Origin of the sequence: Neorhizobium sp. AL 9.2.2, assembly GCF_013317225.1 — a bacterium.
GTDB lineage: Bacteria > Pseudomonadota > Alphaproteobacteria > Rhizobiales > Rhizobiaceae > Neorhizobium > Neorhizobium soli.
In genome coordinates, this window is sequence record NZ_JAALXU010000009.1 from 278,894 (window position 1) to 300,159 (window position 21,266).

18 protein-coding genes are annotated in these 21,266 nt (G+C 60.1%); 10 read left to right on the forward strand and 8 right to left on the reverse strand.

The window, feature by feature from the left end:
- Positions 1-158 precede the first annotated feature (158 nt).
- Together putA and G6K99_RS18995 are read left to right on the forward strand one after the other, a co-directional pair.
- Positions 159-3,815: a trifunctional transcriptional regulator/proline dehydrogenase/L-glutamate gamma-semialdehyde dehydrogenase gene (putA, locus tag G6K99_RS18990; protein ID WP_371816242.1), complete on the forward strand. Its 3,657-nt coding sequence runs from the start codon at positions 159-161 to the stop codon at positions 3,813-3,815.
- A gap of 7 nt (positions 3,816-3,822) precedes the next feature.
- On the forward strand, positions 3,823-4,896 hold the full coding sequence (locus G6K99_RS18995; RefSeq protein ID WP_174197489.1) for a lactonase family protein: 1,074 nt from the start codon (positions 3,823-3,825) through the stop codon (positions 4,894-4,896).
- 3 nt (positions 4,897-4,899) lie between these two features.
- Here the strand turns inward: G6K99_RS18995 and copD are convergent, their stop codons facing one another.
- The 8 genes from copD to G6K99_RS19035 all read right to left on the reverse strand — a co-directional run bounded on the left by copD (position 4,900) and on the right by G6K99_RS19035 (position 12,286).
- Entirely contained in the window at positions 4,900-5,784 is an 885-nt protein-coding gene (gene copD, locus G6K99_RS19000) for a copper homeostasis membrane protein CopD (RefSeq protein ID WP_371816243.1), read from the reverse strand.
- Positions 5,781-6,143 (reverse strand): copper homeostasis periplasmic binding protein CopC, encoded by a 363-nt coding sequence (gene copC, locus G6K99_RS19005; protein WP_062458865.1) that lies wholly within the window; start codon positions 6,141-6,143, stop codon positions 5,781-5,783. Before copC ends, copD begins: the two co-directional genes overlap by 4 nt.
- 10 nt (positions 6,144-6,153) lie before the next feature.
- Positions 6,154-7,518, reverse strand: coding sequence for a PepSY domain-containing protein (locus G6K99_RS19010; RefSeq protein WP_174197491.1), 1,365 nt, complete (start codon positions 7,516-7,518; stop codon positions 6,154-6,156).
- A 90-nt stretch (positions 7,519-7,608) separates the two neighbouring features.
- Positions 7,609-8,016, reverse strand: a complete 408-nt coding sequence (locus G6K99_RS19015) for a DUF2946 family protein (protein ID WP_174197492.1) — start codon at positions 8,014-8,016, stop codon at positions 7,609-7,611.
- Positions 8,017-8,109: 93 nt separating this feature from the next.
- A complete protein-coding gene (locus G6K99_RS19020) occupies positions 8,110-10,011 on the reverse strand; it encodes a potassium transporter Kup (RefSeq protein ID WP_062458874.1) in 1,902 nt (633 codons plus the stop codon).
- Between the two features lie 235 nt (positions 10,012-10,246).
- Positions 10,247-10,963, reverse strand: a complete 717-nt coding sequence (locus G6K99_RS19025) for a Bax inhibitor-1/YccA family protein (protein ID WP_062458877.1) — start codon at positions 10,961-10,963, stop codon at positions 10,247-10,249.
- A gap of 17 nt (positions 10,964-10,980) precedes the next feature.
- On the reverse strand, positions 10,981-11,751 hold the full coding sequence (locus tag G6K99_RS19030) for an anti-sigma factor (protein ID WP_062576492.1): 771 nt from the start codon (positions 11,749-11,751) through the stop codon (positions 10,981-10,983).
- Positions 11,744-12,286, reverse strand: a complete 543-nt coding sequence (locus G6K99_RS19035; RefSeq protein WP_062458883.1) for a sigma-70 family RNA polymerase sigma factor — start codon at positions 12,284-12,286, stop codon at positions 11,744-11,746. The genes G6K99_RS19030 and G6K99_RS19035 overlap by 8 nt, the downstream gene beginning before the upstream one ends.
- A 449-nt stretch (positions 12,287-12,735) precedes the next feature.
- On the opposite strand from G6K99_RS19035, the gene G6K99_RS19040 reads away from it, so the two are divergent.
- The 8 genes from G6K99_RS19040 (at position 12,736) to G6K99_RS19075 (ending at position 21,169) form a co-directional block, all read left to right on the forward strand.
- A complete protein-coding gene (locus G6K99_RS19040) occupies positions 12,736-13,533 on the forward strand; it encodes a DeoR/GlpR family DNA-binding transcription regulator (RefSeq protein ID WP_062458885.1) in 798 nt (265 codons plus the stop codon).
- Positions 13,534-13,633: 100 nt separating this feature from the next.
- Positions 13,634-15,160, forward strand: a complete 1,527-nt coding sequence (glpD, locus tag G6K99_RS19045) for a glycerol-3-phosphate dehydrogenase (protein ID WP_062576488.1) — start codon at positions 13,634-13,636, stop codon at positions 15,158-15,160.
- A 40-nt stretch (positions 15,161-15,200) separates the two neighbouring features.
- Complete coding sequence (locus G6K99_RS19050; protein ID WP_174197493.1) at positions 15,201-16,274, forward strand: ABC transporter ATP-binding protein; 1,074 nt, start codon at positions 15,201-15,203, stop codon at positions 16,272-16,274.
- Positions 16,275-16,285: 11 nt separating this feature from the next.
- Positions 16,286-17,356, forward strand: coding sequence for an ABC transporter ATP-binding protein (locus G6K99_RS19055; protein WP_174197494.1), 1,071 nt, complete (start codon positions 16,286-16,288; stop codon positions 17,354-17,356).
- Between the two features lie 5 nt (positions 17,357-17,361).
- Entirely contained in the window at positions 17,362-18,228 is an 867-nt protein-coding gene (locus G6K99_RS19060) for a carbohydrate ABC transporter permease (RefSeq protein ID WP_174197495.1), read from the forward strand.
- A gap of 14 nt (positions 18,229-18,242) precedes the next feature.
- Positions 18,243-19,070, forward strand: a complete 828-nt coding sequence (locus tag G6K99_RS19065; RefSeq protein WP_062576484.1) for a carbohydrate ABC transporter permease — start codon at positions 18,243-18,245, stop codon at positions 19,068-19,070.
- Between the two features lie 13 nt (positions 19,071-19,083).
- Positions 19,084-19,365 carry a DUF2160 domain-containing protein gene (locus G6K99_RS19070; protein WP_062458904.1) on the forward strand — a complete coding sequence of 94 codons (282 nt, stop codon included), beginning with the start codon at positions 19,084-19,086 and terminating at the stop codon, positions 19,363-19,365.
- A gap of 73 nt (positions 19,366-19,438) precedes the next feature.
- Positions 19,439-21,169, forward strand: a complete 1,731-nt coding sequence (locus G6K99_RS19075) for an ABC transporter substrate-binding protein (protein WP_113165103.1) — start codon at positions 19,439-19,441, stop codon at positions 21,167-21,169.
- Positions 21,170-21,266 lie beyond the last annotated feature (97 nt).

Here is a 21,266-nt window from a genome sequence, read left to right on the forward strand (position 1 = left end):
TCTACCCATTTTCAGAGAAGCTATATAGAGCAGATTCGATTATTTTTCTCGCATCGCGGGATCGTCGCTGATCCGCTAGATTGGCTTGATATTCGGGAGGCGGAACAATGGCATCTGCGATGGAACACAACACATTCTTGCCTGGCTCTTTGGAGACCATGCCCTTTGAAGATTTCGCCCCGCCGATCCGGCCGCAGTCCGATTTGCGCAAGGCCATTACAGCCGCCTATCGCAGACCTGAAATCGACAGTGTGCTGCCGCTTCTCGAGCAGGCAACACTGCCCGCCGACCTCGCAGACAAAGTCCGTTCGACAGCGCGCGATCTGATTGTCGCGCTGCGCCGCAAGGCCAAGGGCTCGGGCGTCGAAGCACTGGTGCAGGAATACTCGCTCTCCAGCCAGGAAGGCATCGCCTTGATGTGTTTGGCCGAAGCGCTGCTTCGCATTCCGGATATGGCGACGCGCGATGCGCTGATCCGCGACAAGATTTCCGGCGGAAACTGGAAGTCGCATGTGGGCGAGGGCCGTTCGCTCTTCGTCAACGCGGCGACCTGGGGACTTGTCGTCACCGGCAAACTGACCTCGACCGTCAGCGATCGCAGCCTTTCGGCGGCGCTGACGCGCCTGATCGCCCGGTGCGGCGAACCGGTCATCCGCCGCGGCGTCGATATGGCGATGCGGATGATGGGCGAGCAGTTCGTCACCGGTGAGACGATCGAGGAAGCACTGCGCCGCTCGCGGACCATGGAGCAGAAGGGCTTTCGCTATTCCTACGACATGCTTGGCGAGGCAGCGACGACAGGAGAGGACGCGGAGCGCTATTACAAGGATTACGAGAAGGCGATCCATGCGATCGGCAAGGCCTCTGCCGGACGCGGGATCTACAACGGCCCTGGCATTTCCATCAAGCTCTCGGCACTTCATCCGCGCTATACCCGCGCCCAGGCTGGCCGCGTCATGGAAGAACTTCTGCCGCGCGTGAAGGCGCTGGCCGCCATTGCCAAGTCCTACAATATTGGTCTGAACATCGATGCGGAGGAGGCCGATCGCCTCGAACTGTCGCTCGATCTTCTGGAGGACCTCTGCTTCGACCCTGCTCTTTCCGGCTGGGACGGCATCGGCTTCGTGGTGCAGGCCTATGGCAAGCGATGCCCGTTCGTGCTTGATTTCATCATCGACCTCGCACGCCGTTCCAACCGCCGCATCATGCTGCGTCTGGTCAAGGGCGCCTATTGGGATGCGGAAATCAAGAAGGCGCAGATCGAAGGCCTCGAAGACTTCCCGGTCTTTACCCGCAAGGTGCACACGGATGTCTCCTACATCGCCTGCGCCCGGAAACTGCTCGACGCACGCGACGCCGTCTTTCCGCAATTTGCATCACACAACGCCCAGACGCTTGCCACGATCTATCAGCTGGCCGGACCTGATTTCAAGGTTGGCGATTACGAGTTCCAGTGCCTGCACGGCATGGGCGAGCCGCTCTATGAAGAGGTCGTCGGTCAGGCAAAGCTCAACCGGCCGGCCCGCATCTATGCGCCTGTTGGAACCCACGAAACGCTTCTCGCCTATCTCGTCCGCCGTCTCCTGGAAAACGGCGCCAATTCATCCTTCGTGAACCGGATCGGCGATGACCAGGTGTCCGTCGACGAGCTGATTGCCGATCCGGCCGCCGTCGTTCGCGCCATGCCCGTTCCCGGCGGAAAACACGATCAGATCGCTCTGCCTGCCGACCTGTTCGGCAAGGACCGACAGAACTCCCTGGGGTTCGATCTCGCCAACGAAACGACGCTTGCCTCCCTCGCGTCCGTGTTTCAGGAAGGCGCCCAGGCTCCCTTCACAGCCGCTCCAGAACTTGGCGATGGAACTTCATCAGGTGAAACGCGGCCCGTGCTCAATCCGGCTGACCATTCGGATGTGGTCGGCTCAGTCACGGAAGCAAGCCTGACGGATGCGCAAAAGGCAGCGTCTCTCGCACAGGAAGCCTTTGCCGAGTGGCAATCCGTTGCGCCGCAGGAACGCGCCGCCTGCCTCGAAAGGGCTGCCGATGCCATGCAGGAAAGCATGCCGTCCCTTCTCGGCCTGATCATGCGCGAGGCTGGAAAATCCCTGCCGAACGCGATTGCCGAAGTGCGCGAAGCGATCGATTTCCTGCGCTATTATGCGGAACAGGCCAAGCGCACGCTGGGGCCGGGGCATAAGGCGCTCGGGCCGGTGGTTTGCATCAGCCCGTGGAACTTCCCGCTGGCAATCTTTACCGGCCAGATCGCGGCCGCTCTCGTCGCCGGCAATAGCGTGCTGGCAAAGCCCGCTGAGGAAACGCCGTTGATCGCAGCGGCAGGCGTGAAACTTCTCTATCAGGCCGGCGTACCACGCGGCGCGCTTCAGCTTTTGCCGGGTGATGGAAAGATCGGCGCAGCACTCGTGGCCGCCCCCGAAACACAAGGAGTGATGTTTACCGGTTCAACCGACGTCGCTCGCCTGATCCAGGCCGAGCTTGCCGGCCGGCTGTCGAACGCCGGAAAGCCGATCCCGCTGATTGCCGAAACGGGCGGCCAGAACGCAATGATCGTCGATTCCTCGGCTCTGGCCGAACAGGTGGTCGGCGATGTCATCGCGTCCGCCTTCGACAGTGCCGGTCAGCGTTGCTCGGCCCTGCGTGTCCTGTGCCTGCAGGAAGACATAGCGGACCGCGTGCTGACCATGCTCCGCGGCGCCCTTGCCGAACTCACGGTCGGGCGCACCGACCAGCTGAAGATCGATATCGGGCCGGTCATCACAGCCGAAGCGAAGGGAGTTATCGACGGCCACATCGATGCGATGCGCGCCAAGGGCCGGCGCATTGAGCAGGTCGCTATCCCCGCTGCAACGGCCGCCGGAACCTTCGTCGCGCCGACGATCATCGAACTGGACAGCCTTTCCGACCTCGAGAGGGAAGTGTTCGGACCTGTCCTCCACGTCATCCGCTATCGCCGTGAGGATCTTGACCGGCTGATCGACGATATCAACGCCACCGGCTACGGACTGACATTCGGCCTCCACACGCGTCTCGACGAAACGATTGCGCATGTGACGAGCCGTGTCCGGGCCGGCAATATCTACGTTAACCGCAACGTCATCGGTGCTGTCGTCGGCGTGCAGCCGTTCGGCGGACGCGGCCTCTCGGGCACGGGGCCCAAGGCCGGCGGTCCGCTCTATCTCGGCCGCCTGCTGCAGCAGCCGCCGGTGCCGCCGCGCCACAGTTCGGTTCATGTCGATCCGGCGATCTCGTTGCTGGCCGAATGGCTGCGCGCCAAGGGCAAAACCGAGGACGCCGAAGCGATCCGCGAACTGGGTCGCGAATCCGCTCTCGGCATGTCGCAGGAACTTCCCGGCCCCGTCGGCGAGCGCAACACCTATAGTCTGCATCCGCGCGGGCGCATCCTGCTCGTGCCGCAGACAGAGGCGGGTCTCGTTTCCCAGCTGGGTGCCGCGCTCGCAACAGGCAACAGCGTCACCATCGACACGGACTCCGGCCTTCAGAGCAAGTTCTCCGATCTACCGGCCGAAATCGCTGCCCGGATCATCTGGTCTTCCGATTGGGCAAACCATGGACCCTATGCCGGTGCCTTGGTGGAAGGCGACGGCAATAGCCTGATCTCCGTCTCGCGCCGTATTGCCAGCCTTCCCGGCCCGCTGGTGCTGACGCAGGCGGCTTCCTCAGCTGACATCGCGGGCATGGATGAGCCCTATTGCCTGAACTGGCTGCTTGAAGAAGTGTCGGTCTCCGTGAATACGGCGGCCGCTGGCGGCAACGCGAGCCTGATGGCGATAGGGTGAGGACAGCATGGACGATCTTCAGACGGCGCGCGTCATCATAGGCAGCTACACGGAATCGATGCCGCATGTGGAGGGCAAGGGAAAAGGCGTCAGCCTGCTTTCCCTTGATTTCCAGACGGGCCGGTTCGAAGAGGTCGCGGCGTTCGAAGCGATCCGCAACCCCACCTATCTGGCGCTCGGGCAGGATGGAAACGTCCTCTATGCCGTCGAGGAACTCGACGACGAGGCGCAGGCGGGCGTGGTTGTCCTGCAGATCGATGTGGACGGCGGTCTAAACTTGGCGAAGCGCATATCGGCGAGAGGTTCAGCGCCGTGTCATGTTTCGCTCGACAGTTCAGGGAAACGGCTGTTCGTTGCCAATTACGGCAGCGGAAGTGCGGTCGCTTACGGTCTTGATCATCAGGGTCTTCCCGATGACGACGACGTCATGGTGATCCAGCGGACAGGATCCGGCCCCGTCACCGACAGGCAGGAAGGCCCGCATGTGCACCAGGTTTTGGTCATGCCTGGCGATCGGCATGTTCTCGTTTGCGATCTCGGGACCGACGAGATCGCCAGATATGCATTCGGCGATCAGGGAATAGGCTCAGAGCCGGATGTCGTGCTGCACGTGCCCGGCGGTTCGCTTCCGCGCCATATCGTCTGCTCGCGGGATGGTCGTAGGCTCTACGTCGCGCATGAGGCCGCCTGCACCGTCGGTGCCTATGCCATCGAGGGAGACAATTTCACGCTCCTGTCAGAAACCAGCACAGTGCCGGCCGATTTTGCCGGCACGTCGTCCTGCGCGGCGATCAAAATTCATCCGAATGGCAGGTTTCTGTATGTCTCCAACCGCGGCCATGACACGATCGTCGCCTGTGAAATTCTGGCCGATGGCGGGTTGAGAACCCTCGGCTGGTATCCCACCATGGGCAGAACCCCGCGGGATTTCGCCATCGATCCCACCGGTCGCTATCTCATCGTCGCCAACCAGGACAGCCACTCGCTGGTCTTCTTTGAGATCGATGGGGAACACGGGACGCTGACGACCATCGGCGAGCCGTTCGAGATCGGCAGTCCCGTCTGCGTCCTGTTCGCCTGACGTCTAGACCGGCTGCAAACGACCGAAATAGGCGACGAGGGCGAGCACTCCGAGGCTTAGCCCGATTTCCGTGACCGTCGCGCAGACGAGGCTTCGATACATCAGCGGGCTGCGGTCGAGCAGCCGCACGAAGACGTAACGGTTGACGATCGCCAGCGCGACCATGGTTGCAACGATCAGGATCTTGGCCGAAAGCAGCAGCTGATAGGGCAAGGACCAGTTAAGCGGCAGGCCGCCGACGATGAGCCATGTGCTGAACAGCCCTGTCACGATCACAAGTGCCACGGCAACATGACCTGCCCGGGAAAAGCCGATCAAAGCGGTCGTGGCATCGTGTCGCGTCGACTGGTCCCTGAGCGCGGGGAGAAGCAGAGCGACCGGTAACAGCGCCCCGAACCAGAACCCGCCCGAGAGAAGGTGCAGCAGATCGTTCGCCCGGTGCAGCAGGCGCAACGGTCCATCGTGGATAGCGGCGTGTCCGGAAATCGGAAGGCTGGCGAGAGCGACCAAAGCCGCCAGCGCCGTCGGTAGGATTTTCGAGCGCGAGGAGGGCGTAAGGGCCGCAAACAACAGGCCCGCAGCAATCGCCTGCACTATCCAGACGGTGCCGATACTGGTCTGGGTCATGACCGTCCACAGCATGCCGAGATCCGCCGCATCCTGCCAGCCGTCGCCGAGAAGGGCGGCGTTGAGCGGCAGAGATGCAACCGTCGCACCCGCTATCACAAGCACCGACAGGCCGCGGATCGGTGTGAGCTTCGCCCACACCGATTGCCGTAGACCGTCCGGCACAAAACCGGCGATATAGGTTGAGGCGCCCCAGAGGAACAGGGCGCCTGCGTAGAAGCCGAAACGGCAGACTACAATGAGGGTCTCAGCCGTTGTCACGGCTTCACGGTGAACGTGTAAGTGCCGTTGGTCTTGTGGCCATCGACCGAAAGCACATTCCATCTGACCGTATATGTGCCGGGCTTGAGCGGCCCGGTGACCGGCGCAGTCAGCGTCTTGTCAGCGTCTTTCAGCACGCCTTTGCCGATCTCGATCTCCTTGCCGTCGGGGCCGAGAAGGTGAAGCTTGCTGAACGGCAGGTTCAGGGCTTCGGAAAATGTCAGGTCCAGTTCTTCCGGCGATGCAACGGATGCCTTGTCGGTTGGGGTCGTCGATTTGACGCTGGCATGGGCAGCAGCCTGGCCAGCGGCGGCAACAAAAGCCGCGAGTGCAAGCGAAGCGATGAGTGTGTTACGCATGTGTTTTCCTTTAAGCGAAGGCGCGTTTGAGCGGCGGAACGAAGCGGACGACGATCTGGTCGAAGGCGATCATCGCGACGATCGCAATCCCGCACATCGGAAACGCGATGGCAAAAACCAGCGTGATCAGCCACAGACCGAAATAGACGGAACGGCTCGGCGGCATCGGCGGGACGCCAAGGCGGCCGGATGGACGGCGTTTCCACCACATGACGACAGCGGTGACGCAGGTAAAGACGATCGCAAGGCAGGTGGCGAGCATCAGCATCTGGTTAAACCGACCCCATTCCTGGCCCATATGAACATTGACACCCCACACGACGGCCTTTCCAGGCGCCGGATAGAGCGGATAACCCATGTCGACCAGCGGTGTTCCGGAATACTGATCAATATGGATCGTCCTTTCCTTCGAAAGGTCGTCAGGAAAGATGGAAGCTGTATAGACGCCCTTTCCTGTCCGCGGGATCGCCGTATCGAAACCCGGGGCTATGCCCAGATCCTTCGCGATCGCGACGGCCTTTCCGAGGCCTATCGGTTCGCCGGTCAGCGTACCCGACATCGGCACCGGCGCCTTTTCGACGCTCCAGCCGCTATTGGGCGCGACATCGCCCGTCACCTTCTTCGACACCGGCACGTTGTCCCAAAGCTCTGCCGGATAGCCGAGGCCCTTGTCGGTGAGCCAGGCCTGGACATTGCTGCCCCAGGTGTTCGACCAGAACATGCCTGTGGCGGCGAGAAAGAAGATCAGCAACCCTGCGAAAGCGCCGGTGACCGCGTGCATGTCGCGCCAGAACACCCGCCGCGAAGGATTTCCGCGCACCGTCACCACACCGCCGGTCTGTCGCCGCGGCCACCAGAGATAGATCCCGGTCGCGACCAGAACCATGGCAAAGCCGCCGGCGATCTCTGTCAGGATGTTGGGAAATGTACCGAAATAGGCGAGGCTGTGGATGCTTCTGACCACCTGATTGAACTCTTCGGCGGACGCGACCGTATCCAGCACGTCGCCATCGTAGGGATTGACGAAGACGAGCGTGGAGCCGGCTTTGGACGACACGGTGACGATGGCGCTCCGTGTTGCCGAAGCAGGGTCCTTGTAAGAGCGCGCCGCCGAACCCGGGACGGCTGATGCGGCGATTTCGACGATCCGGTCCGGCGAAAGCGGCGAACCGGCGGCTTCCACCTGGTAGCGATATGCAAAAAACGTATCGTTGATTTCGTCCTTGAACAGGTAGAGCCCACCAGTGATGGCGAGGTTGAGCATGAAGGGAATGGCGAGAAGACCCGCAAAGAAATGCCAGCGCCATAGGGCGCGGTAAAGCGAAACGCCCGAGGCGTCGCTTTCCGCGGGTGAGGCGGAAGTTAAGATGATCATTCGGTATTATCCTGATGGCAGGCGGGACTGTGCCGATCTGCAACATTGAACAAGCCGCGGGCAAAGCCGCAGCGGAGGCTCAAATAATCATCAGGCGAAGGGGGGTGCTCGGGGACCGGTATTCGGCGGATATAACTGGCGGGTGATCTCGCCCACCGGGAACGGATACTTGGCCAGTTCTTGGGCGAGGAATACCCGTTCTGCGTGGATCGGCGCGGGTGGCACCATCGCCACGGCGCTGATACGGCAGGCTTCGCAGTCGGTCTTGCCGCCTTGGCTATGGTGGTGTTGTCCGTCCCGGTCATGCCGATTGCTGTTTGACGTGACGCAGAGCGTCGGCAGCGTGCCGTCCGGCAGCACATACTCGGCATAGTCAGCCGGATCGAAACCGGTGGCTGCAAGGGCAGGCGGCTGATGCGAGAGGCCGAGAACAACAAGCGCGATGGCGCATAGAATGCGCACCGCCCATTGTTCCGATTTACCGACCAGCCTTTCCATCGCGTCCTCGTGCAGGGGTTCGATCTTTCGATAGCACACCCCGGCGCTAGTACAATGCGGCATACTGTACGCGTGATGGCGAACGGTATCAGGTCAGATCGCTACCTGCTCTCCCAGCTCGACGACACGGTTGGGTGGTAGCTTGAAATAGGCGGATGGGTCGATCGCGAAATCGGCCAGCGCCATGTAGATCTGCTCCTGCCAGGCCGGCAACCCGGTATTGGGTGTGCTGACCAGGTTGCGCCGTCCCAGATAGAACGAGGTCTGCATGATCTCGAACTTGAAGCCCGCCTTCCGACAGAGCGTCAGTGCTCTGGTGACATTTGGCTCGTCCATGTAGCCGAAGGTGATGTCGAGGCGGATAAAACGCTTGGAGATGCGTTTCATTTCCACCCGTTCGCGATCGGGAACGTAGGGTTTGTCCTGCGTCCAGATTGTCAGGATGACGTTTTGTTCGTGCAGGACATGATTGTGCTTGATGTTGTGCAGCAGGACTGCCGGCGTCCGGTTGGGGACGCTGGTGAGGAAGATCGCAGTGCCGGGAACCACGACCGGCGAATGATCGGATTCCTTCTCGATCATCGGAATGAAGACTTCCAGCGGGATGTCGTTCCTGGCGGTCTTGTCCTTGATGTATTTCGAACCCTTCGTCCACGTCCACATCAGGATCATGATGAAGAAGGCGAGCGCCACGGGCACCCAGCCACCGTCGTGGATTTTGAGAAGGTTTGCGGCAAGGAACACCGCTTCGATCAAGAGCAGCGGCAGCAGAAGTGCGCCAGCGATGAGGGCCGAGTATCCGCGCACTGCCCGCAAGAACTGGAACGACATCAGCGTTGTCACGACCATCGCGCCGGTGACCGAGATACCGTAGGCGGTTGCCAGCGATTCTGAATCGCCGAATGAGAAGATCAGCACCAGGACGCCGATGAACAGAATCATGTTCACGGCCGGAACATAGATCTGCCCGGTATTGGTTTCCGAGGTGAACTTGATCATCAAACGCGGCAGGAAGCCGAGATGCACAGCCTGGCGGGCAAGCGAAAACGCGCCCGTTATCACGGCCTGGCTGGCGATGACGGTTGCCATCGTCGCCAGAATGACCATCGGCAGCAACGCCCAGTCCGGATAAAGCAGATAGAACGGGTTCTCGATGGCGGCCGGGTTGCTCAGGACCAACGCGCCCTGCCCAAGATAATTCAAGGCCAGCGCGGGAAACACGAGGATGAACCAGGCGACGCTGATCGGCTTGCGACCGAAATGGCCGAGATCGGCGTAAAGGGCTTCCGCGCCCGTCACGGTCAGAAATACCGCGCCGAGCACGATGAGACCCGCCCAGCCGGCGTGGGTGATAAACCAGAGCGCATTGATGGGGTTGAGGGCCTCGAGGATGGTCCAATCGTCGCCGATATGGATCATGCCACCCCATGCCATCGCCAGAAACCAGACGACCGTGATCGGGCCGAAGAATTTGGCAACTGCTTCGGTGCCCTTGGACTGGATCGCAAACAGGCCGACCATGATCGCGGCTGAGAGCGGCAAGACATAGTCGGAGAAGGCGGGCGTCACAAGCTTCATACCTTCGAGCGCCGACATGACCGACAGTGCGGGTGTGATCATCGCATCGCCGATGAACAAAGCCGAACCGATCAGGCCTGCAAAGAACAGGACAGGCATGTAGCCGCCTGTCTTCTTCATCAACAGGGCAAGCAGCGACAGCGTGCCGCCTTCGCCGTCATTATCGGCGCGAAGCAGGAACAGGACGTATTTGAACGTGACGATGATCGTCAGTGTCCAAACCATCAGAGAGATCAGTCCGATGACATGTTCGGGCTGGACGCCATTCTCTGAAAATGGTCGCAGAGCCTCCCGGAACGCGTAGAGCGGACTGGTGCCAATATCACCGTAGACGACGCCGATCGAGCCCAAGAGCAGGACAAGAAATTTCCGGTGGCCTGCGGCTTTGTCGGCCGAACCGGCGGTCGAGGATGTCATGCGGACTCCAGTCTGAGGGTTTTCCAACCGAACACGCTTGAACGGTTTACTGCCGGAATAGACGCGTAAACACGTGTTGAACAAATTCGATCCACGCATTCCTATTTCATCTGAAGTCGCAGGTCGATATCCTTCAGCAGGCCGTCATTCGCGTGGTCACAGAAAAGCAGGGCGGAGTGATCCGCCCTGCTGGTAGAGGTCCGAAAGGTGTCTCGGAACCGGTTGTTCTTGTCGTCTATTCTTCGCGCTGGCCGGTGAAATTGAGCAGCAGCTGGAAGATGTTGACGAAGTTCAGGTAGAGTGACAGCGCGCCCATCACGGCCATTTTCTGCTGGCTTTCCTGATCGTAGTTTTCTGCATACTGCTGCTTGATGTTCTGGGTATCCCAAGCAGTCAGGCCGACGAATACGACGATACCGATCACCGATACGGCAAACTGCAGGGCGCTGGAGCCGAGGAAGATGTTGACGATCGAAGCGATCATCACACCGATCAGACCCATGATCATGAACGAGCCGAACTTGGCCAGGTCACGCTTGGTGACGTAGCCGTAAAGGCTGGTCGCGCCGAACATGGTGGCGGCGATAAAGAAGGTGCGGGCGATGCTTGCGCCGGTAAATACAAGGAATACCGAAGCAAGGGACAGACCCATGACGGCGCAGAACGCCCAGAAGGTCATCTGCGCAGAGGCGGCCGACATGGACTGAATCTTGAACGAGAAGAAGAAGACGAAGGCGAGCGGCGCCAGCATCACCACCCACTTCAGCGGGCTGGAGAAGATCGGCACGTAAAGCGCCGGCGTGGTGCCGACGATGAAGGCGACGATACCGGTGATGACGAGGCCAAGCCCCATGTAATTGTAGATGCGCAGCATGTGCTGGCGAAGGCCTTCATCGAAGACTGCGCCGGATTGTGCTGTCGTCGCGCCCCAGCGCCGGTCGTTTTCATACATTCGGAATCTCCTGTTGATCAGTAAAGGGAATTCTTGAGAAGCTCGGCCTCGTCTGCGAGGCCGATATCGGTCGTGCTCGACACCACGGCGTAAGCCACGTCGCCGATCTGCCACCAGGCCGCTTCGGCCTTCGGCATATTCATGTCCTTGATCGGCTCGACCGCGAAATGGCCAGGTCGCACCGCATAGAGCGATACTCTGACGCCATCGGCCGTGCGCATACTTGCCTCGACGCTTGGGCCGTAGTCAGAAGGGAAGATCTGCACATCGGTTACCTGCCAGCCCTTGGGCAGTTCTGGCATGACGATTGCCGTTGCGGCGCGGATGTCCTCCCGGTCGTAGGTCCTTGCTTCCGGCTGGGATGGCATCTTTTCGCGAACGAGCGACGTCTCGTGCGCCCGCACCGCGTTTTCGATCAGTGCTGGCGGCTGGACCGAAGCATTGACTTCGCTCGGACCGAACGGACCGATCGAGGAATTGGCAAACCATCCTGCCGAAACAAGCATGGCAATCGCCGCGACGCGTCTGAGCGCGGTAAAAGTACGCCGGCTTTCAAGACTCGCGGAAAGTCGTCTCGCCGCCTCGCGGGTCTCCGTCCTGCCATGCACGGCGTCATCGGTGAGAGCGAGCTTCAGCGTCGTCCGCATTCCGAGATCGGCCATGACGCGTGCGGCGTCTTCCGGGTGGCTGGACAGATAGTTCTCGACACGCAGGCGTCCCGCCGCGTCGAGCTGGTTGTCCACGTAGGCGTCGAGGTCATTCAGGACGACCGTTCCGGTCTCATTCATCTTTGCCTCCTACGATTTTCAGGTGGCCGCCACGCCCTTTGTCATCTTCCATGCTGCGCAGCCGAGCCCGCGCCCTCGATATCCGCGACATCAGCGTGCCGACTGGAATGCCCAACGTGTCGGCGGCTTCCTGATAGGACAGGTCTTCCACCGCAACGAGGTGCAACGCTTCGCGCTGATCCTCCGGCAAGGTCATGAAAGCCTCGCGAACCTGCTGCAGGCGAACCGAATGTTCCTGCGCTGCCGGATAGGACGGCTCGGTTGCGGTCGAGCCATCATCGGCAAACAGGTCGTCGCGGCGACGACGGGCAAGGGCGCTGCGGCGACCGTCCAGATGCGTGTTGTGGACGATCGAGAGCAGCCAGTTCCGCAGATTTCCACCCGAGTGGAAGGTTGAACGCTTCTCATACGCCTTGACCAACGCGTCATGCACCAGGTCTTCGGCGTCGACAGAGTTGCGCGCAAGCGAGCGTGCGTAGCGTCTCAACGCGGCAAGCTGTGCGATCACGTCGAATGAGCGTTTGTTCGGGTCCATACCTGCTTATACGAACGCCGGCCGTATTTTATTCCATTAGTCAGAAATTATTTTCGTGATTTTTTGCCCTTCAAAGACGCAGGGCAAACCCTCGTTTTGACGGCCAAGGTAGGTATGCGTCCGGTGCATGTCTGCCCTGACAATTCCTGCCTAGAAAATGAGCGGGTTTAGCGTATCTTCCATCTTGTCGAAACGATTTACCTCCTCCCAAATCGTCAGACACGCAGAACCCTCCCTCCTCCTCCCAGAGGTTTCTGCAGCAGAGCACCGGCACTCCTCCTCCCAGCCGTTGCTCTCGTCTTTTGAAGAGCCTGCCGCACCTCCTCCCGCGGCGGGCTCTTTTCGTTTTCACCCTATGGCAACGTCCTTAAGCGACCTCCTTCGTAAAGGCTGTTGCCTGCGCGCGGCTTTTGTCTCAAAGTGAAAGAAAACGAAAGCACGGGGACGAGATGCATCTGACGGACAGGCAGGCAAGGATCGTCGAGGTGGCGAGGATGACCGGGCGGGTCCTGGTGGAGGATCTGGCCACTCAGTTCTCCGTCACGCCGCAGACGATCCGCAAGGACTTGAATGATCTCTGTGAGGCGGACGTCCTCAACCGCATCCATGGTGGAGCCACGTTTCCGCGCAGCATCGAGAACATGCGCTATGAAGCGCGCCGCCAGATCGCTGCCGTCGAGAAGCAGGCGATCGGCGAGGCTGCGGCAGCCCTCATTCCGGACGGAGCGTCCCTGTTCATCAATATCGGGACCACGACGGAGGCCGTCGGTGAAGCGCTGGCCGCCCACAAGGACCTTATGGTCATTACAAATAATATCAACGTTGCCAACAGGTTGAGAGTAGTCGATGATATCGAGGTCGTCATTGCCGGCGGTGTCGTTCGCCAGTCTGATGGCGGCATCGTCGGCGAGGCGGCCGTCGACTTTATCCGGCAGTTCAAGGTTGACTATGCGGTCATCGGTGCGTCGGCCATCGACCACGACGGCGCTCTGCTCGACTACGATTTTCGCGAAGTGAAAGTGGCGCAGGCGATCATTGCCAACGCCCGGCATGTGATCCTCGTGGCCGACTCGACAAAATTCGAACGAACGGCGCCGGTTCGTATCGCCCAGATCTCCCAGGTTCATACGTTCATCACCGACGCCTGCCAGTCCGAACTGATCCGTGATCTTTGCCATCAGACGAATGTTGCGCTGATCGAAACAGCCACCGCGGATGCTGCAACGCACGCGTCTTCTTTCGTTTGACATTCGAGATATTTTCACTCTAATGGGGTTAGCTTTCGATTTGCCGCTGCCGGCATGTCGAGCCGGGCTCTGTGAGGGGACAGGGCTTAGCGAGGGGATAATGAGTCAGGCAATTCACGACGTCTTTGTGATCGGTGGAGGGATCAACGGTTGCGGTATCGCGCGCGATGCTGTGGGTCGCGGCTATTCGGTCGCCTTGGCAGAAATGAACGATTTTGCTTCAGGCACGTCGTCAGGCGCCACCAAGCTTATCCATGGCGGGCTGCGCTATCTCGAACATTATGAATTTCGGCTGGTGCGCGAGTCTCTCATGGAGCGCGAAGTGCTCTGGGCAATGGCACCGCATATCATCTGGCCGATGCGCTTCGTTCTCCCCTATCACAAGGGTGGCGTCCGACCCGCCTGGCTGATCCGGCTGGGGTTGTTTCTCTACGATCACCTGGGTGGCCGCAAGCTCCTGCCGCCGACGGCAACGCTTGATATGCGCAAGGATCCGGCCGGCAAGCCTTTGAAATCGCTGTTTACGAAGGCCTTCGAATACTCCGATGGCTGGGTGGACGACGCGCGGATGGTGGTGCTGAACGCCCGTGACGCTGCCGACAAGGGCGCCCTGATCCTTCCGCGCACGAAAGTCGTTTCGGCGCGGCGCGAAGAGGGCATTTGGACGATTGTTACCCGAAGCACGGTCACCGGCTCCAGTCAGACCCACAAGTCTCGTATGCTGGTCAATGCCGCCGGCCCGTGGGTGGACCAGGTGATCCGCTCCGCCTTCGGCGAAAACGAAGCGCACCATGTCCGGCTGGTTCAGGGCAGCCATATCGTCGTCAAGAAGAAGTTCGACGACCCTCGCGCCTATTTCTTCCAGAACCCGGACAACCGGATCATTTTTGCTATCCCTTACGAAGAGGATTTCACGCTGATCGGCACGACCGATCGCGACTTCAAGGAGGATCCGAAGGACGTTCGGATCTCCGAAGAGGAAACCAACTATCTCTGCAAGGCGGCGAGCGAGTATTTCAAGGAGCCGGTGCGCAAGGAAGATATCGTCTGGACCTATTCGGCCGTGCGGCCGCTGTTCGACGACGGCGCCTCGAAAGCGCAGGAGGCAACCCGCGACTATGTACTGAAGCTGGATACGGTCGGCCTCGGGGAGGGCGGAGCGCCACTTCTCAATGTGTTCGGTGGCAAGCTCACCACTTATCGTCGTCTTTCGGAACATGCGCTCGAAAAGATCGGCGAAGCCATCGGCGTCAAAGGCAAGCCCTGGACCGCTGACAGCCACCTCCCGGGTGGCGATTTCCCTGCCCGCGGCTACGAAAGCGAAGTCGCTGGGCTGAAGGCGCGATATCCCTTCCTGACCGATCGCCATGCGCGTAGGCTGGTCCGGCGTTACGGTACGAGGGCTGCTACATTGCTCGGCAACGCTGCTAGAGCAGAGGATCTTGGGCATAATTTCGGCGGCGAACTCTATGAGGTGGAGGTTCGCTATCTTGCCGATCAGGAATGGGCGTTAAGCGCCGAGGACGTCCTTTGGAGGAGAACCAAGGACGGGCTACGGCTCGACGCTGACGAGAAGAGGGTTTTGGAGGAGTACATGGCCGCAATACCGGAAAGGATCGCCGGATAAGCGGCATGTGTTCCCGCTGTGAGGAGGCAGGGGAACAAGCATGTTGGAATTGCGAAAAGCTGCGAAAATGGTGGCGGGCGAATATCATATTCACCCGAGCGACCTTACGCTCGAGCGTGGCAGTCTGAATGTGCTGCTCGGCCCGACGCTTTCGGGCAAGACATCGCTGATGCGGCTGATGGCTGGATTGGACCGGCCGACGGAGGGTGCTGTCTATTTCGATGGAATAGACGTGACCGGCATGCCGGTGCAAAAGCGCAATATCGCGATGGTGTACCAGCAGTTCATTAACTATCCGCTCCTGACCGTCTATGAAAACATTGCCTCGCCGATGCGCATTTCCGGCAAGGACAAGGCGACCGTCGACCGCGAGGTGCGCAAGGCCGCAGAACTTTTGCGGTTGACGCCCTATCTCGACCGTACGCCGCTGCATCTCTCCGGCGGCCAGCAGCAGCGCACCGCGCTTGCCCGCGCCCTGGTCAAGAACGCCAGCCTCGTGCTGATGGACGAGCCCCTTGCCAACCTCGATTACAAGCTGCGTGAAGAACTGCGCGAAGAGCTTCCCAAGATCTTTGCCCAGTCCGGCGCAATCTTTGTCTATGCGACGACCGAGCCTTTGGAAGCGCTGATGCTGGGCGGCAATACGGCAACCCTTTCCGAGGGCCGCATCACCCAGTTCGGGCCGACGATCGACATTTATAGAAGGCCGGCGGATCTGACGACCGCGAAGACCTTTGCCGATCCGCCGCTGAATTTCATCGAGGTGGTCAAGTCGGGTGGCGGGCTCCGCCACCGCGAAGGCGACGTTCTTCCCTTGCCTGCGCATCTCGGAACCATACCGGATGGTCCCCTGACGGTTGCGTTTCATCCACATCATCTGGGCTTCACGCAGCAGACCGAGAATTCGGCCCGCCTTGCCGCCCGCACGCAGATCTCGGAAATCACCGGTTCGGAAAGCTTCGTGCATCTTGAATATGACGGCGTGAAATGGGTGATGCTGGCACCCGGCATTCACAACATTGATCCAGATACCGGCATCGAGGTCTTTCTCGATACCCGACATCTGATGGCGTTCGGTAGCGATGGCCGGGCAATCGCTGCGGCTGCGGCTTAGGGGGAAACATCATGGCACGCATCACCCTCGACCATATCCGCCACGCCTACGGCGCCAACCCTGTCGCCGACAGCGACTATGCGCTTCGCGAAGTTCATCACGAGTGGAACGATGGTGGCGCCTACGCGCTGCTTGGCCCCTCCGGCTGCGGCAAGACCACGTTGCTCAACATCATCTCCGGTCTGCTGCAGCCGTCGCACGGACGCATCCTGTTTGATGGCAACGACGTGACGGAAGTCTCGACACAGGGTCGCAATATCGCGCAGGTCTTCCAGTTCCCGGTCATCTACGACACGATGACGGTCTACGACAATCTGGCCTTCCCGCTGCGCAACCGCAAAGTACCCGAGGCCGAAGTCGACAGACGCGTTCGCGACATGCTGGGGATCATCGATCTTGCCGATTGGGCCGACCGCAAGGCGCGGGGCCTGACCGCTGACCAGAAGCAGAAGATATCACTCGGCCGCGGCCTCGTGCGCAACGACGTCAACGCCATCCTGTTCGATGAACCGCTGACCGTGATCGATCCCCATATGAAATGGGTGCTGCGCTCGCAGTTGAAGCGGATCCACAAGCAGTTCGGCTTTACCATGGTCTATGTCACCCACGACCAGACCGAAGCCCTGACCTTCGCAGACAAGGTCGTCGTGATGTACGAGGGCGAGATCGTGCAGATCGGCACCCCTGCGGAATTGTTCGAGAAGCCCAGCCATACATTCGTCGGCTATTTCATCGGCTCGCCCGGCATGAACGTCCTGCCGGCGCAGCTGAATGAGCGGTCTGTCGTGGTCGGCAGTCAGCGGATGGACCTCAATGTGCCGCCGAAGACGAAGCTGGGCGACCGGATCGAACTCGGCATCCGTCCGGAGTTCATCCATCTCGGTCGAGAAGGCATGCCGGTGAAGATCAGCCGGATCGAGGATATTGGCCGCCGCCGCATCGTTCGTGCCGAATTCGAGGGAAAGCCGCTTGCGATCGTCGCCGACGAGAATACGGAAATTCCGGCGGAAGCCCGCGTGAGCTTTGATCCTGCAGGTATCAATATCTACGCCAATTCCTGGCGCGTCGGCGGGGAGGCGTGAACGGCATGGAAAAGACCTATAACAACAAGTCCTGGTTCTTCGTTCTTCCGGTGCTGCTGCTGGTCCTGTTTTCAGCGGCGATACCGTTGATGACCGTTGTGAACTACTCGGTGCAGGACACGTTCGGCAACAACGAATTCTTTTGGGCAGGCACTGGCTGGTTTACCGAAATCCTGAATTCGGATCGGTTCTGGGCGGCGTTGCAGCGCAACCTGCTGTTCTCTGTCATCATTCTTGCGCTGGAAATTCCGCTCGGCATCTTCATCGCGCTGAACATGCCGAAAAAGGGTCTAGGCGTCCCGGTCTGCCTCGTTTTGATGGCGCTGCCGCTGCTGATCCCGTGGAACGTGGTCGGCACCATCTGGCAGGTGTTTGGTCGCGTCGATATCGGCCTTCTCGGCCGGACGCTGGCAATCCTCGGCATCGACTACAACTATGTCCGGGATCCGATCGATGCCTGGGTCACCGTCATCGTGATGGATGTCTGGCACTGGACGAGCCTTGTCGTGCTCCTCTGCTATGCCGGTCTCGTGTCGATCCCGGATGCCTACTATCAGGCTGCGAAAATCGATGGCGCGTCGCGCTGGTCGGTGTTCCGCTTTATCCAGCTTCCGAAGATGAAGCGGGTGCTGCTGATCGCCGTGCTCCTGCGCTTCATGGATAGTTTCATGATTTATACCGAACCCTTCGTCGTCACCGGCGGCGGGCCCGGCAACTCGACAACCTTCCTGTCGATCGATCTCGTGAAGATGGCGGTCGGGCAGTTCGACCTCGGGCCGGCTGCGGCCATGTCGATCATTTACTTCCTCATCATCCTGCTGATGTCGTGGATCTTCTACACGGTCATGACCAGCAGCGACAAAGACGCGTGAGGAGGACCGTTACGATGGCTCAAGTCAACACATTCAAGCCGGCGCGCAGCTATTCCTGGCTCGTCTCGACAATCTACATCATCTTCCTGCTGCTGCCGATCTACTGGCTGGTCAATATGAGCTTCAAGGAGAATGCCGAGATCACCGGTACCTTCTCCCTCTTCCCGCATAACCCGACGCTTCGGAACTACACGGTGATCTTCACCGATCCGTCCTGGTACAACGGCTATATCAACTCGATTATCTATGTGGGTCTGAACACGCTGATCTCGGTGGCGGCGGCACTTCCCGCGGCCTACGCCTTCTCGCGCTACCGGTTTCTCGGCGACAAGCACCTGTTCTTCTGGCTGCTGACCAACCGGATGGCGCCACCGGCGGTCTTTGCGCTGCCATTCTTCCAGCTCTATTCCGCCTTCGGACTGATCGACACGCATATCGCCGTGGCACTCGCCCACTGCCTGTTCAACGTCCCGCTGGCCGTCTGGATTCTCGAAGGCTTCATGTCCGGCGTGCCGAAGGAAATCGACGAAACCGCCTATATCGACGGCTATTCCTTCCCGCGCTTCTTCGTGAAGATTTTCATGCCGCTGATCGCGTCCGGCATCGGCGTCGCAGCCTTCTTCTGCTTCATGTTCTCGTGGGTCGAGCTTTTGCTTGCCCGCACGCTGACGACCACTGCCGCCAAGCCGATCTCGGCCATCATGACCCGCACCGTTTCGGCGTCCGGCATGGACTGGGGCGTTCTGGCAGCCGCCGGCGTGCTGACGATCGTGCCGGGCGCGCTCGTGATCTACTTTGTCCGCAACTACATCGCCAAGGGCTTTGCCCTGGGTCGGGTCTAGAAGGAGAACGCAGATGAGCTTTTCATGGATGGCCTGGACGCTGCCGACGACGCTTTTCTTCGTGACCATCTTCGCCTTGATTGCAGCGATGGGCATCTGGGAGTATTTTTCTCCGGGGGGAGCGCCACGGGTTGGGATCCTGCGCTTCGAGACAACGCGGGGGGACCGGCTCTTCATTTCGCTGCTTGGTGCAGCATTCATCAATCTCGCATGGTTGGGGCTGATCGGCCCCAATCTGTGGTGGGCTCTTGCCCTCGCTGTGGTCTACGCCGTCGGCGTTTTCCGCTTCGTCTGAAGGCAAGTTTGATACGGCGCGCGGGAGGACTGGCGCCGAAACGAAATCGCAATCGCAACTCTGGGAGGACATTATGCGACGGCATCTTTTGACAACGACAGCAGGCATATTGCTGGCACTGGCAGGCACGGCTCACGCCGGCATGAACGAGGCGAAGCAGTTCCTTGACAAGGAAATCAAGGACCTTTCTTCCCTCTCGCGCGCCGAGCAGGAAAAGGAGCTGCAATGGTTCATCGATGCGGCGAAGCCCTTCTCCGGTCTCGACATCAAGGTCGTCTCGGAAACGCTGACCACGCATGAATACGAGTCGAAAGTGCTGGCGCCAGCCTTCACGGCGATCACCGGCATCAAGATCACCCACGACCTGATCGGCGAAGGCGATGTCGTCGAAAAGCTGCAGACGCAGATGCAGTCGGGCGAGAACATCTATGACGCCTATGTCAACGATAGCGACCTGATCGGCACGCATTGGCGTTACCAGCAGGCCCGTTCTCTGACGGACTTCATGGCGAAGGAAGGTAAGGACGTTACCAATCCCGGCCTCGATCTCGACGACTTCATCGGCCTGAAGTTCACCACCGCGCCCGACAAGAAGCTCTACCAGCTTCCGGACCAGCAGTTCGCCAACCTTTACTGGTTCAGGTACGACTGGTTCAACGACGCCAAGAACAAGGCTGATTTCAAGGCCAAATACGGCTACGACCTCGGTGTTCCCGTCAACTGGTCCGCTTACGAAGACATCGCGGAATTCTTCACCGGCCGTGATATCGGCGGCAAGAAGGTCTTCGGCCACATGGACTACGGCAAGAAGGACCCGTCGCTCGGCTGGCGCTTCACCGACGCCTGGCTTTCGATGGCTGGCAACGGCGACAAGGGTCTACCGAACGGTCTGCCGGTCGATGAATGGGGTATCAAGGTCAACGAAAAGTCACAGCCGGTCGGCTCCTGCGTGGCGCGCGGCGGTGACACCAATGGTCCTGCCTCCGTCTATTCGATCCAGAAATATCTCGACTGGATGAAGGCCTATGCACCGCCAGCTGCCCAAGGCATGAACTTCTCGGAATCCGGTCCTGTCCCCGCGGGCGGCGAAATCGCTCAGCAGATGTTCATGTACACGGCCTTCACCGCCGACATGGTGAAGCCAGGCCTGCCTGTCATGAACGAGGACGGCACGCCGAAATGGCGTTTCGCGCCAAGCCCCCACGGCGTTTACTGGAAAGACGGCATGAAGCTTGGCTATCAGGACGTCGGTTCCTGGACGCTGATGAAGTCCACGCCCGATGACCGCGCAAAGGCGGCTTGGCTCTACGCCCAGTTCGTCACGTCCAAGACCGTCGACTTGAAGAAGAGCCATGTGGGCCTGACGCTGATCCGCGAAAGCTCGATCCGCCATCAGAGCTTTACCGATCGCGCACCGAAACTCGGCGGCCTGATCGAGTTCTACCGCTCGCCGGCACGTGTTCAGTGGTCGCCGACCGGCACCAACGTTCCCGACTATCCGAAGCTCGCACAGCTTTGGTGGCAGGCGATCGGCGATGCCGCATCGGGTGCAAAGACGCCACAGTTGGCAATGGACTCGCTTTGCGCCGAGCAGGAAAAGGTGCTCCAGCGTCTGGAACGCGCTGGCGTCCAGAAGGACATGGGCCCCAAGCTCGCCGAAGAGCATGACCTGGCCTACTGGAACAAGGATGCGGTCGCCAAGGGCAATCTGGCTCCGCAGCTGAAGATCGAGAACGAAAAGGAAAAGCCGATCACCGTCAACTACGACGACCTGGTGAAGAGCTGGGCTGACGCAAAGAAGTGATCTGACCGATCAAGGCTCCCGAAGGGGAAGCGGCGGCAAGAGACGACCGCGCCGAACATCATCGGCGCGGCCGTTTCGCGTTCGTCACTGTTGCGGA